Here is a 12,754-nt window from a genome sequence, read left to right as displayed (position 1 = left end):
TGCTCACTCGTAGCCGTAGGCGCGCAGTCCGGCTTCGTTGTCGGCCCAGCCGCTCTTCACCTTGATCCACATTTCCAGGTAGACCTTGCCGTCGAAGAGCTTTTCCATATCGAGGCGCGCCTCGGTGGAAATCTGCTTGAGCTTGCTGCCCTTGTTGCCGATGATCATGGCCTTGTGCGCGTCGCGCTCGACCAGGATGGTGGCAAACACGCGGCGCAGGCGCCCTTCCGTCTCGAACTTATCGATGATGACGGTGCTCGTGTACGGCAGCTCGTCGCCAGTCCAGCGGAACACCTTCTCGCGGATGATCTCTGAGGCGAGGAAGCGCTCGCTGCGATCGGTCATCGCATCGGCGTCGTACATCGGCTCGCCTTCCGGAAGGTAGGGCCGGATGATCTCGAACAGGCGCGCAATGTGGTCGCGCGTCTTGGCCGACATCGGCACCACTTCGCGGAACGGAAACAGCTGCCCCATCTTTTCCAGGAAGGGCATCATCACCCCGGCACGGTCGTCGGTGATGCGGTCGAGCTTGTTCGTGACCAGCAGCACGGGCGTGTTCTTGGGCAGCAGGGCCAGCACCTTTTCGTCATCGGCGCCGTAGTAACCGGCTTCGACCACGAACAGCACCAGGTCCACCGACGACAGCGTGGAAGTGACCGCGCGATTGAGCGAGCGGTTCAGGGCGCTGGCGTGACGCGTCTGGAATCCGGGCGTGTCGACGAAGACATACTGCGCGTCGTCGGTGGTCTGGATGCCGACGAGCCGGTGGCGCGTGGTCTGCGCCTTGCGCGACGTGATGCTGATCTTCTGGCCGACCAGCGCATTCATCAGCGTGGACTTGCCGACATTGGGGCGGCCGACAATGGCCACGGTGCCGCAGCGGAACGCCTTGGCTGGGGTATCCGCAGCGGGCTGCTGCGGACGGTTCGATTCGGTCATTCCTTCAACCTGAGAGACAACTGTGGGTCCGGTGGCACCGGCTGCTTGCGCGTCTTGCCCGTGCGCTCGGCCCGGCTGCGCTTGAGCAGCTGCGGCACCAGCTTCTGGACTTCATCGAGCGCCAGCTTGGCCGCCGCCTGCTCCGCCGCCCGGCGCGAGGCGCCGGTGCCGAACACCCGGACTTCCAGTTTAGGCACCATGCACTCGACTTCAAACTGCTGGCTGTGCGCGGCGCCATGCGTGGCGATTACGTTATATTGCGGCAAGGCGATCTTGTGGCCTTGCAGGTATTCCTGGAGCAGCGTCTTGGCGTCCTTTCCCAGCGTGCGGGGGTCCACCTGCTCCAGGATGGGGATATACAGCTTGCGGATCAGCGCGCGCGCGGCCTCGAAGCCTGCATCGAGGAACACGGCGCCGACGATGGCTTCGAGCGCATCGGCCAGAATCGAAGGACGCCGGAAACCGCCGCTCTTCAATTCGCCCTCGCCCAGGCGCAGCGCGTCGGAGAGCTGCAGCATCTGGGCGATCTCGTACAACGCCTGCTGCTTGACCAGGTTGGCGCGCACGCGCGACAGGTCGCCTTCATCCAGCTTGCTGAACATGCCGAACAGCATGTCCGCCACGGCGCAGTTCAGCACCGAATCCCCCAGGAATTCCAGGCGTTCGTTGTGCTGGGCGCTGTGGCTGCGGTGCGTCAGCGCCTGCTGCAGCAACTCAGGCTTGCTGAATCGGTAGCCGAGACGTTGCTGCAAGGCGTCGAGGTTCATATCAGTGCTGCGTTCCCGAATAGCTAATCAGTAGACTCAGTGGACCGTAGACGGGAACTTCGGTCCGGTAGGCAAAATCGACCGACTGGATCCTTCCGTTCTCGTCTTCGCGGATCTGGAGGTCTTCCCCCCGCACCGCGGCAATCCGGTCGATGGTTGCCTGTTTATCAAAATACTCGACCACTTCCCGCTTGTTGGTGGCCTTCTGCTTCGCGTAACTGGCGGCCCGCTTGACGGAGAAATACTCCGTCAGGCTCGGTATCGCCCGGAGTGCCGGCAACGCGACGCCGATCACGAAAAAGACCACGACCAGCAGTGTCCAGAGGGAAAACCCCTCCGTCCGCCGTCGGCCCAGGCTGGCCCGCTCCCGGCCAACATTGCCGGCCCGGCCTCTTTGCCCCATCTGCCCCATCTGGCCCATTTGACCCATCTGACCCATTTGCGCTTCCCCTCTTCTGGTTGAGCGTTCCTGCGCCGCGCGGGTGTGTTATTTGAAGGCCCCGACGCGTCCGAAATTACCGAGATTCATCCAGATCACAAACGCCTTGCCAACGATATTCTCGTCCGGCACGAAACCCCAATAGCGGGAATCCAGGCTGTTGTCGCGATTGTCACCCATGACGAAATAGTGACCTGCAGGCACCTTGCAGGTCACACCCTGCTGATTGTAAGTGCAGTTTTCCCGGAACGGGAAATCCGGATCCGCGCCGGCAACAAACGCGGGTCGGTCCGCATCGTTCAGGATGCCGTGCTCCACGCCACCGGGCAGCTTTTCCGTGAAATGCTTGGAATAGGACAAGCGCTCCTCATCCAGATAATCGGGCAGCGGCGTGTAGTCGGCCGGCTTGCCGTTGATGGTCAGGTGCTTGTTCGAATATTGAACCTCATCGCCCGGCAGACCGATCACGCGCTTGATGTAATCGAGCGACGGGTCTTTCGGATAGCGGAACACCATGACATCGCCGCGCTGCGGCTCGCCAATGTCCATGACCTTCTTGTTCACCACCGGCAGGCGAATGCCATAGTCGTACTTGTTGACCAGGATGAAGTCACCGATCAGCAGCGTGGGAATCATCGAGCCGGACGGAATCTTGAACGGCTCGACCACGAAGGAACGCAGCACGAATACCGCCAGGATGACCGGGAAGAAGCTGGCCGAATACTCGAGCCACCACGGCTGGCGCAGCTTTTCCTCAGCCAGGCGCTTGCGTGTCGAGTCGATATCGCCCGAGCCGAAGCGGCCCTGCAGGTCGGACTGGTGCGAATCGAACTCGGCCAGCGCCAGGCGCGCCGATGCGCGCCGCTGCCGCTCAAACACAAGCTTGTCCGCGATCCACGCGATACCCGTGATCACCACCAGCACAAAAAGGATCAGTGCAAAATTCATGACGGCTTCTGGTTCTTGGATGTCCTGCTACAGCTTCTTCTTATGCCGCCGCGCCCTCTGCGCCGCGGTCCCGTTCCTGCGTGCGCAGCCGCTTACTTGTCGTCAACCTGCAGGATGGCCAGGAACGCCTCCTGCGGAATCTCGACGGTGCCAACCTGCTTCATGCGTTTCTTGCCGGCCTTCTGCTTTTCGAGCAGCTTCTTCTTGCGCGAGATATCGCCGCCATAGCACTTGGCCAGCACGTTCTTGCGCAGCGCCTTGACGTTTTCGCGCGCAATGATGTTCGAGCCGATTGCCGCCTGGATCGCCACGTCGTACATCTGGCGCGGAATGATCTCGCGCATTTTCGCGGCCACTTCGCGGCCACGGTATTGCGAATTCGAGCGGTGCACAATGACCGACAGCGCATCGACCTTGTCGCTGTTGATCAGGATATCGACCTTGACCACGTCGGACGGGCGGTATTCCTTGAACTCGTAATCCATCGAGGCGTAGCCGCGCGACACCGACTTCAGGCGGTCGAAGAAATCCATCACGATTTCCGCCATCGGGATCTCGTAGGTCAGCTGCACCTGCTTGCCGTGGTAGCTCATATTGATCTGCGTGCCGCGCTTCTGCGTGCACAGCGTGATCACCGAGCCGACATACTCCTGCGGCATGTACAGGTTGACCGTGACGATCGGCTCCAGGATGGCCTCGATCCGGCTCGGGTCGGGCATCTTGGCCGGGTTCTCCACCGTCACCGTGGTGCCGTCGCGCATCTGCACCTGGTACACCACAGTCGGCGCCGTGGTGATGAGGTCCATGTCGAATTCGCGCTCGAGGCGCTCCTGCACGATTTCCATATGCAGCAGGCCAAGGAAGCCGCAGCGGAAACCGAAGCCCAGCGCCTGCGACACTTCCGGCTCGAACATCAGCGAGGCGTCGTTCAGGCGCAGCTTCTCGAGCGATTCGCGCAGCGCCTCATACTGGTTGGCTTCGACCGGATACAGGCCGGCGAACACCTGCGGCTTGACTTCCTTGAAGCCCGGCAGCGGCGCCGCGGCCTTGCGCGCCACGGTCGTGATGGTGTCGCCGACCTTGGCGGCCTTCAGCTCCTTGATGCCGGCAATGACGAAGCCCACTTCGCCCGCAGTCAGGGCTTCACGCTGCACGGACTTCGGCGAGAACACGCCAACCTGCTCGACCAGATGCTGGGCCCCGGTGGCCATCAGCAGCACCTTGTCCTTCGGGCGCAACGTGCCATTGACGACGCGCACCAGCATGACCACGCCTACATAGTTGTCGAACCACGAGTCGATGATCAGCGCTTGCAACGGTGCGCTCGCATCGCCTTCGGGCGGCGGCACCTTGGCGATCAGCGCCTCGATCACGTCTTGCACGCCCTGGCCGGTCTTGGCCGAGCACGGCGTGGCGTCCTGCGCGTCGATGCCGATGACGTCTTCGATTTCCTGGATGGCGTTGGCCGGATCGGCCTGCGGCAGGTCGATCTTGTTCAGCACTGGCACCACTTCCACGCCGAGCTCGATCGCGGTGTAGCAGTTGGCCACGGTTTGCGCCTCGACACCCTGCGAAGCGTCGACCACCAGCAGCGCGCCTTCGCAGGCCGACAGCGAACGGCTCACTTCGTAGCTGAAGTCGACGTGCCCCGGGGTGTCGATCAGGTTCAGGTTATAGACCTTGCCATCGCGCGCCTTGTAGCTCAGCGCGGCCGTCTGCGCCTTGATGGTGATGCCGCGTTCCTTCTCGATGTCCATCGAGTCGAGGACCTGGGCCTCCATTTCGCGATCGGACAGCCCCCCGCACAGCTGAATGATCCGGTCGGCCAGGGTGGATTTCCCATGGTCGATATGGGCGATGATCGAGAAATTACGGATATGGTCCATCTAATCTTCAGGCAAGCGCCGGCGTCTTCGCCCCGGCGGCAGCGGATTCGTGAACGGCCAAGCGCGGGCGCCCCCCTTGGGAACGCCCGCGTCGGAAGGCCGCGGGTCTTGGGGCGCTGATTTTGCGCCAAACTGGAATTTTACCGGATTTTCAATGACTTCCGGGCCACGAATGGGCGAATCGCCAGGCTCTTGTGCACGTCCGGATGTGCTGATTGCAGCCTATACCTCGGCCCCGAGCCACGTGCGGACGGCGGCGGCGTCGAGGAAGTAGTGGCAAAGCTCGCAGGGTCCTTCCGGCCCTGTTGCGACCAGCACGGGCACGCGCTCGCCAAAACGGGACTCCAGTTCCGGATCGTCATCCACGTCCACCTCGTGGAGGATGAACGGAAATTCGCGCCGGAATGGCTCCAGCGCGTCCCGCATATCCGTGCACAAATGGCAATAGGCCCTGCCGTACAACGTGAGCTGGCGCATGTCGTATGGTCAGCGGGCGGCAGTGGCACCAGGGCGCAGCGTCAGGACCTGGGTCGCATCACCACGTCGCACGAACACGGCGGCAATGCGGTTCTTGTCCAGCCCCTTGACCAGATCGTTGAACTGGCGAGCGCCGGTCACATCGGTATCGCCCAGCCGCAGGATGATGTCGCCAGGACGAATGCCGGCACGCATGGCGGGACCGTCCGCGACTTCGACCTCCACGCCCGACTTCACCTTCAGCTCCTTCAGGCGGGCATCCGGAATGTCATTGACGATCAGCCCAAGCGCGTTGGGCTTGGCGGCTTGCGCAGTGGCCTCGTCCTTGGCCGACGGCGTGCTGCGGGCCTTCGCTCGCGTTTCGGGCTCCAACTCCGTCACGGTAATCGATACGTCGCGGGTTGCACCCTTGCGCCACAACTGCAACGGTACTTTCGTGCCGGGCTTGGTATCGCCGACCATGCGCGGCAGGTCGGACGCTTTTTCGATCTCCCTGCCGTTGAACTTCAGGATGATGTCGCCCGGTTCGATCCCGGCCTTCTCGGCCGGACCACCCGGCTCAACGCTGCCAACCAGCGCGCCGCGCGCACGGCCGAGGCCGAGCGAATCCGCCACTTCCTTCGTTACATCGCCGATCGCCACGGCAATGCGACCGCGCGTGACACGCCCCGAGGTCTTCAACTGCTCGGTGACGCGCATCGCTTCGTCGATCGGAATCGCGAACGAAATGCCCATGTAGCCACCGCTGCGGCTGTAGATCTGCGAGTTGATGCCGATGACCTCGCCGCGCAAATTGATCAGCGGTCCGCCAGAGTTGCCGGGATTCACGGCCACGTCGGTCTGGATGAACGGCAGGTAGTCACCGGTATCGCGCCCCTTGGCGGAGACGATGCCAGCCGTCACGCTGTTGTCGAGGCCGAACGGCGAACCAATCGCCAGCACCCATTCGCCCGCGCGAACCTTGTCGGAATCGCCCAGTGTCAGTCGCGGCAGCCCCGTTGCCTCGATCTTGAGCAGCGCCACGTCCGTGCGCTTATCCGCGCCGATCAGCTTGCCCTTGAACTCGCGCTTGTCGGGCAGCGTGACATAGATGGTTTCCGCATCGGCCACCACGTGGGCATTGGTCATCACGTAGCCATCCTGGCTGATGATGAAGCCTGAACCGACACCGCGGCTCTGTTCCTCGCCCTGCGGCGGCTGGCCCTGTGGCGGCTGGCCGCGCCTCGGCGCACCCGGCGCCGGCGCGCCCGGCGTCGGCGCCCCCGGCATCGGCACACCGAAGAAGCGGCGGAAGAACTCAGCCATGTCGTCGTCTTCACTGCCCGGACCGCCGCGCGAGCGCACGCGCTCCGTGGTCCGGATGTTGACGACGGCGGGACTGGCTTTCTCCACCAGGTCGGTGAAATCGGGCAGGTTGTAGTTGGAAGCCGCGGCCTGGGCGTGACCCACTTCGGCAATCGCCGGACCGAGAATCAACATGGCAGCCATGACCATGGCACGTGCCAGGGCTGGGGATCTGAACGTCATCGACAACTCCCGGGATTCAGCAAATGATGAGGTACCGGCTGGGACAAGATGCAGGAAGCGCCCGCGGACGGCGCGCGGATACGGGGCCTGGCAGACCCCGCATTCGCCACTTCTACGCGCTCAGTGTAACGCCTTGGGAGGGCGATATTCCACGGCCGACGCGAACTGCCGCACCGTGCTGGCGGGAACTTCGCCCACCACTGTAATCCAGTAGTCGGCAATGCGGCGCACCACGACCTGCGTGGCGCCCAGCGAAGCGACGCCTTCACGGCGCACACGCTGCTCGGACACGGGTTCGATGAACACCGACAGTCCGGTCAGCCCGTCGCTGTACACCACCTGAAGCACCTCGAACACCTGCCCGCGGCCCTGAGCAGGCGCGCGCAGCTCACCCAGCGGGCGGCGCACTTCACGAATCTTCTGGAATCCCTTCAGCGGCACGGCGATGTTCCAGCCTTCATCCGCAACGTTGGTCGGCTGATAGGTGACCTCGTAGTGATTCCAGGAACTGGAGCTCTTGATCGCCCCGAGGATGCGTTGTTTGTCCGAGGGCACGCCAATGTCGACCTGCGAAAAGGCCACCTGCTCCAGCACCTTGCCGCCATCGCCAATGGTCTGAGCCCGCATCAGCAAGCCGGAGTTCTTTTCGGCCCAGAGGCGTACGGCATAGCGCGCCGCGTCGTGCGGCTCCAGCGAAAATACCTCGCATTCCACCCCGGCCACACGCTCGCCGGGCAGCTTGCGCATGTCGTACAGATCGAGCACATCGCTCTTGTTGGTGGCCAGCAGCGCCGGGAAGCGGTCCTTGGCTTCCTGCTTCTCGACTACCACGAGCTTGGCTTCGGGAATCAGGCTGTGGACGACATCATTCTGCCGCAGCACTTCGCGCGGCTTGCCGTCCAGCGTTTCCAGGCGCTCATACTCGTTGTGCACGAGGTCGCTGTAGTGCTGGATCTTCGAGGCATGCATCACGCTGCCGCGCTGGTAGATCAGCGTGCCGACATAGTTCTCGCGCTGTGCTGCGCGATGGATCTTGCTGAGCCAGGCGGAGGCATCACGCCGGTTCAGCGAATTGTCCGAGGGCTGGGCCGTTGCCGCCGCCGCGCTCAGACACAAGGCGAGAAAAAAGGACCTGCGCAGGGCCCTCGTTCTCGGTGCGCCCGCTACGCCGGCGGGCGACCATCCTTTGTGCATGTCCGGCATTATTCCTGCGAATTGTCCTGAGAGAAATTGGCGCCGTTGGCGACCGCTCGCATGGTGGGCACGAACGCCTCCGTTGCTACCGAGCTGCGATGGGCGCGCAGGTACTCGTCCAGCCGCGGATCGCGGATCATCTGGGCGCTATCGGCTGCGACGGTAACGAGGTTGCCGGGCTTGGCTGCCACCGGCTGGTCCGCTCGCGCGACCACGGCGTCAGGCGTGCCCAGGTCGGCCGGCCCGCGCATTTGCGGCACCACGACCCAACTCACGGCCGCCACCGCTGCGGCGATGGCCGTGCCGGGCATGACCCGCCGCACCCAGGACGGACGTACCAGCAAGCGCTGACGCATGCCCGCGGCCTGGGCCACAGCCGGCACCAGCACATGAGGCTCGTCCTCGAGGCGCGAGGAGAAGCGGGCGAGAAAATCGCCGGTCGGGCCCGCGTGGCTCAGTTCTTCGGAGCGCAGCGTATCGCCGATCATCTGGAACATCGACCAGTCCGCCATGCCGGCTTCGCTCTTGGCGAGCGCCACCACGGCATCGACCTCGTGCGGCGACAGTTCGCCATCCATCAAGACGGAGATCTGCTCCGCCGCTTCCACTACATGAACCGACTGCTTATGAGCCTGACCCATTTCCCACCCCAAGACATTCCAATTCCATTGAACACCGATAATCCCGTCACTTTCTGTCGCTTATCGATGCAGGAACTGGCTGCAACGCTGGCCGCACGACATTCTTATCACTACCATCGCTTGCCCTCTGCCGTTCCCAGCAGCGGGCGCAATCTCTCGGCAATCGCCTCGCGCGCACGGAAAATGCGCGACCGCACCGTCCCGATCGGGCAACCCATCGCCTCGGCGATTTCCTCATAGCTGAGGCCTTCGATCTCGCGCAAGGTGATGGCGGTACGCAATTCTTCCGGTAGCGCCTCCATCGCACGGTTGACCGTTTCGGCAACCTGACGCGTGTGAAGCATCGACTCCGGCGTATTGATATCCCTTAGTTGCTCACCATCCGCAAAAGTTTCAGCCTCTTCTGCATCGATGTCGCTGGACGCCTCGGGCCGCCTGCTCTGCGTGGCCAGGTAGTTCTTGGCCGTGTTGACGGCGATCCGGTACAGCCATGTGTAGAAGGCCGATTCCCCGCGGAACTGGGGCAAGGCACGGTATGCCTTGATAAAGGCATCCTGAGCCACGTCCTCGACTTCCGCGGGATCTCTCACCAGGCGCGAAATCAGACGGATGATCTTTCGGTGGTACTTCGCCACCAGCAGCTCAAAGGCCCGCTTGTCGCCCTGCTGGACGCGTTCAACTAGGAGCTGATCGGCTTCGCGTTCGCTCACGTATGGCTCACCTGCAGTGTATCTCTTGGTTTGGTCGTCACGACGAACGTTGTATTTTACCTACGAACCACCGATAGTCCGGTGCTCTGTGACCGCTGCCTAACAATAACGTTCCCCATTATCTGGCACCGGTTGCACCTCTCGTGCAACCGCGATCGCGAGCCTTGCTGCGCGCACCACGCGCGGGGAACGCGCCTGGAACGGGAACACCAGCATTCCACGGCGCTTGTTGGGGCCTTGCGCAAGACTCAATAGAAGAATGCCGCCAACGTTCCAGTGGCCCGTCACCACTGCGATTTCGCTTCCGGTACCCGGGTGGCGCAGCACGACGCGAGGCATGCCATGGCGCTGGGGCGAAGACAGGACTGCGGAGCAAGACTGGCCGGCCCATGACCACCAGTCGCGCGCTGTCCGAACCAGCATTCCGGCCATGCCAAGCCACGCGACACAAATCAGGAAGGGGAAGGCGCTGCTCGCCGTTCCTTGGGACGTTGCCGCGCTCAGGTACATCCGGGCCAGCAGGCCCAGGGCAACGACCTCGCCGGACCAGAACACGAGCAGGGCCCACTGCAATAGAGTGAGCCCGCCGCGACGAGGGTCGGCGAGGCGCTTCCGTGACACCGAATCAGGCGCGACGGAAAACCAGCGTGCCGTTGGTACCGCCGAAGCCGAAGTTGTTCTTCACGGCCACATCGATCTTCATGTCACGCGCCGTGTTGGCCACGTAATCCAGGTCGCATTCCGGATCCTGGTTATCGATGTTGATGGTCGGCGGCGACACCTGGTGATGCAACGCCAGCACAGTGAAGACCGATTCCAGGCCACCGGCACCGCCCAGCAAATGGCCGGTCATCGACTTGGTCGAATTCACCACCATCTTGTAGGCATGGTCGCCGAAGGCCGCCTTGACGGCGTCGGACTCGTTCTTGTCGCCCAGCGGCGTAGACGTGCCGTGCGCATTCAGGTACTGCACCTGGTCGGCATTGATGCCGGCATCGCGGAGCGCATTGACCATGCAGCGGCGCGGACCGTCCATGTTCGGCGCGGTCATGTGGAATGCGTCGCCGCTCATGCCGAAGCCCACGAGTTCGGCATAGATGCGCGCACCGCGCGCCTTCGCCGATTCGTACTCTTCCAGCATCATGACGCCGGCACCCTCGCCCAGCACGAAGCCGTCGCGGTCCTTGTCCCACGGGCGCGAAGCGGCGGCCGGATCATCATTGCGTGTCGACAGGGCACGCGCAGCAGCGAAACCGCCAATGCCCAGCGGCGACACGGTCGATTCAGCGCCGCCAGCCAGCATCGCATCGGCGTCGCCAGCCTGAATCAGGCGGGCGGCCAGGCCGATGCTGTGCAGGCCGGTGGTGCACGCCGTCACGGCAGCAAGGTTCGGACCCTTCAGGCCATGCATGATCGACAGGTGACCCGAGATCATGTTGATGATCGAGCCCGGCACGAAGAACGGCGAGATACGGCGCGGTCCACGCTCGGTCAGCGTGGCATGCGTGTCCTCGATCATCGGCAAGCCGCCAATGCCCGAACCCACCAGCACGCCGATGCGCTCGGCGTTGGCATCGGTCACTTCGAGCCCGCTGTCCTTCAGCGCCTGGGCGCCGGCCGCGATGCCAAAGTGGATGAAGGTATCCATATTGCGGGCTTCCTTCGCGGGGATGTAATCCTCGGCATTGAAGCCCTTCACTTCCCCGGCAAAGTGCACGGAAAGCGCGGAATGATCGAATTTGGTGACGGTGGCGATGCCAGACTTGCCGGCAACCAGGGTGGCCCAGCCTTCGGCAACCGTGTTTCCGACCGGAGACACAAGGCCAAGCCCAGTGACAACGACGCGACGACGGCTCACTATGATTTCCTACGGGTGCGTGATGCAGGATCGGGACACATCACCGCGTTCCGCGACTGGCAGGGTTAACCGGCCGGTCAGGTCCACGCGGCATGAGACTTGATTCTGCGTCTTCGAACAGACGAAAGCCACAGAAAACAGCAAGGCGCTACCGCAACGGTGCGCCCACCCGCCTTCTGTGGCTCGGAATTCAGATACGACTGGCTTAGGCCTTGACGTGCGCGGTGGCGTAGTCGATTGCCTGCTGCACGGTCGTGATCTTCTCGGCTTCCTCATCAGGAATTTCCATGCCGAATTCATCTTCCAACGCCATCACGAGTTCAACCGTGTCCAGCGAGTCCGCACCGAGATCGTTCACGAACGAGGATTCGTTCTTGATGTCTGCCTCGGCCACGCCAAGCTGTTCTGCAACGATTTTCTTGACGCGTTGTTCGATATTGTCCATGTAACCCTCCAGGGAAGTTCGACAAAAAGTGGGCGCATTTTAGCAGGTTTGGGGCGTCAGAAATGCCGCCCGCCAAGCTTTGCAAGAATCGCACCCGATTGGTTCGGAAAACTACTACTTCAGGCAGCTTCTTCCGGCTTCTTCTCCGAAACAGCCACCCAAAAACCTTTTAATTCATGTACATGCCGCCGTTCACATGCAACGTCGTGCCGGTGATGTAGGCAGCCTGCGGACCGGCCAGGAAGGCCACCGCATTGGCAATATCTTCCGGCTGACCCAGACGGCCAAGCGGGATCTGCTGCTTGAGCGAAGCATGCTGCTCTTCGGACAGCGCCTTGGTCATGTCGGTGTCGATAAAGCCCGGCGCGACGCAATTGACGGTCACGTTGCGGCTGCCGATTTCGGCGGCCAGGGAGCGGGTCATCCCTGCCACGCCCGCCTTGGCAGCCGAGTAGTTCATCTGGCCCGGATTGCCCACCGAGCCGACCACCGACGTGATGTTGATGATGCGACCCTGGCGGGCTTTCATCATCGGACGCAGCACTGCACGCGACAGGCGGAAAACCGAGGTCAGGTTGGTCTGGATGACCGCCAGCCAGTCCTCGTCCTTCATGCGCATGGCCAGCTGGTCCTGCGTGATGCCGGCATTGTTGACCAGCACGCCGATACCACCGTGGCCCTTCACGATCTCGTCGATCAGGGCGTCGCAGGCGGCCGCGTCATTCACGTTCAGCACCGCGCCCTTGCCCTTCAGCCCTTGCGCGCCGAGGTATTCGGTGATGCCGGCAGCGCCCGATTCGCTGGTGGCGGTACCGATCACCGTGGCGCCCTGGCGGGCCAGTTCCAGCGCAATGGCGCGGCCAATGCCACGCGAAGCGCCAGTGACCAGCGCGACCTGGTTATCGAGAAGTTTGGTCATTCGC

Annotated in this window: 13 protein-coding genes; all 13 read right to left on the bottom strand. The window is 62.9% G+C overall.

Annotated features, from left to right (window positions below; genetic code table 11):
• Positions 1-3: 3 nt before the first annotated feature.
• The 13 genes from era to fabG all read right to left on the bottom strand — a co-directional run bounded on the left by era (position 4) and on the right by fabG (position 12,750).
• On the bottom strand, positions 4-939 hold the full coding sequence (era, locus tag ACIGJB_RS04940; protein WP_483731653.1) for a GTPase Era: 936 nt from the start codon (positions 937-939) through the stop codon (positions 4-6).
• Entirely contained in the window at positions 936-1,706 is a 771-nt protein-coding gene (rnc, locus tag ACIGJB_RS04935; RefSeq protein WP_483708638.1) for a ribonuclease III, read from the bottom strand. The genes era and rnc overlap by 4 nt, the downstream gene beginning before the upstream one ends.
• Position 1,707: 1 nt before the next feature.
• Entirely contained in the window at positions 1,708-2,145 is a 438-nt protein-coding gene (locus ACIGJB_RS04930; RefSeq protein ID WP_483731652.1) for a DUF4845 domain-containing protein, read from the bottom strand.
• Between the two features lie 48 nt (positions 2,146-2,193).
• Positions 2,194-3,093: a signal peptidase I gene (gene lepB, locus ACIGJB_RS04925; protein ID WP_483731651.1), complete on the bottom strand. Its 900-nt coding sequence runs from the start codon at positions 3,091-3,093 to the stop codon at positions 2,194-2,196.
• Positions 3,094-3,185: 92 nt separating this feature from the next.
• Positions 3,186-4,979, bottom strand: a complete 1,794-nt coding sequence (gene lepA, locus ACIGJB_RS04920) for a translation elongation factor 4 (protein WP_483731650.1) — start codon at positions 4,977-4,979, stop codon at positions 3,186-3,188.
• 222 nt (positions 4,980-5,201) lie between these two features.
• Positions 5,202-5,456 (bottom strand): glutaredoxin family protein, encoded by a 255-nt coding sequence (locus ACIGJB_RS04915; protein WP_483731649.1) that lies wholly within the window; start codon positions 5,454-5,456, stop codon positions 5,202-5,204.
• A gap of 9 nt (positions 5,457-5,465) precedes the next feature.
• The gene (locus tag ACIGJB_RS04910; RefSeq protein WP_483731648.1) at positions 5,466-6,983 is read right to left on the bottom strand and encodes a DegQ family serine endoprotease; all 1,518 of its coding nucleotides are present in this window, start codon (positions 6,981-6,983) and stop codon (positions 5,466-5,468) included.
• Between the two features lie 120 nt (positions 6,984-7,103).
• On the bottom strand, positions 7,104-8,177 hold the full coding sequence (locus ACIGJB_RS04905) for a MucB/RseB C-terminal domain-containing protein (protein ID WP_483731647.1): 1,074 nt from the start codon (positions 8,175-8,177) through the stop codon (positions 7,104-7,106).
• Positions 8,178-8,185: 8 nt separating this feature from the next.
• Positions 8,186-8,818, bottom strand: a complete 633-nt coding sequence (locus ACIGJB_RS04900; protein WP_483731646.1) for a sigma-E factor negative regulatory protein — start codon at positions 8,816-8,818, stop codon at positions 8,186-8,188.
• 110 nt (positions 8,819-8,928) lie between these two features.
• Entirely contained in the window at positions 8,929-9,528 is a 600-nt protein-coding gene (gene rpoE, locus ACIGJB_RS04895) for an RNA polymerase sigma factor RpoE (RefSeq protein WP_483731645.1), read from the bottom strand.
• Positions 9,529-10,153: 625 nt separating this feature from the next.
• Positions 10,154-11,386 (bottom strand): beta-ketoacyl-ACP synthase II, encoded by a 1,233-nt coding sequence (fabF, locus tag ACIGJB_RS04890; RefSeq protein WP_483708648.1) that lies wholly within the window; start codon positions 11,384-11,386, stop codon positions 10,154-10,156.
• Positions 11,387-11,591: 205 nt separating this feature from the next.
• Positions 11,592-11,831 (bottom strand): acyl carrier protein, encoded by a 240-nt coding sequence (acpP, locus tag ACIGJB_RS04885; RefSeq protein WP_008644813.1) that lies wholly within the window; start codon positions 11,829-11,831, stop codon positions 11,592-11,594.
• Positions 11,832-12,000: 169 nt separating this feature from the next.
• The gene (gene fabG, locus ACIGJB_RS04880) at positions 12,001-12,750 is read right to left on the bottom strand and encodes a 3-oxoacyl-ACP reductase FabG (RefSeq protein ID WP_483708649.1); all 750 of its coding nucleotides are present in this window, start codon (positions 12,748-12,750) and stop codon (positions 12,001-12,003) included.
• Between the last annotated feature and the right edge of the window lie 4 nt (positions 12,751-12,754).

The organism is Cupriavidus sp. C2SS-8b (genome assembly GCF_057073745.1).
Note: the sequence above shows the minus strand (reverse complement) of the source record. Positions and strands in the feature narration are given on the sequence as shown.

What these genes read in the sequence shown, in the direction of transcription:
- era (WP_483731653.1), bottom strand. Translation starts at nt 939, where the DNA reads ATGACCGAATCGAACCGTCCGCAGCAGCCCGCTGCGGATACCCCAGCC.
- rnc (WP_483708638.1), bottom strand. Translation starts at nt 1,706, where the DNA reads ATGAACCTCGACGCCTTGCAGCAACGTCTCGGCTACCGATTCAGCAAG.
- ACIGJB_RS04930 (WP_483731652.1), bottom strand. Translation starts at nt 2,145, where the DNA reads ATGGGTCAGATGGGTCAAATGGGCCAGATGGGGCAGATGGGGCAAAGA.
- lepB (WP_483731651.1), bottom strand. Translation starts at nt 3,093, where the DNA reads ATGAATTTTGCACTGATCCTTTTTGTGCTGGTGGTGATCACGGGTATC.
- lepA (WP_483731650.1), bottom strand. Translation starts at nt 4,979, where the DNA reads ATGGACCATATCCGTAATTTCTCGATCATCGCCCATATCGACCATGGG.
- ACIGJB_RS04915 (WP_483731649.1), bottom strand. Translation starts at nt 5,456, where the DNA reads ATGCGCCAGCTCACGTTGTACGGCAGGGCCTATTGCCATTTGTGCACG.
- ACIGJB_RS04910 (WP_483731648.1), bottom strand. Translation starts at nt 6,983, where the DNA reads ATGACGTTCAGATCCCCAGCCCTGGCACGTGCCATGGTCATGGCTGCC.
- ACIGJB_RS04905 (WP_483731647.1), bottom strand. Translation starts at nt 8,177, where the DNA reads ATGCACAAAGGATGGTCGCCCGCCGGCGTAGCGGGCGCACCGAGAACG.
- ACIGJB_RS04900 (WP_483731646.1), bottom strand. Translation starts at nt 8,818, where the DNA reads ATGGGTCAGGCTCATAAGCAGTCGGTTCATGTAGTGGAAGCGGCGGAG.
- acpP (WP_008644813.1), bottom strand. Translation starts at nt 11,831, where the DNA reads ATGGACAATATCGAACAACGCGTCAAGAAAATCGTTGCAGAACAGCTT.
- fabG (WP_483708649.1), bottom strand. Translation starts at nt 12,750, where the DNA reads ATGACCAAACTTCTCGATAACCAGGTCGCGCTGGTCACTGGCGCTTCG.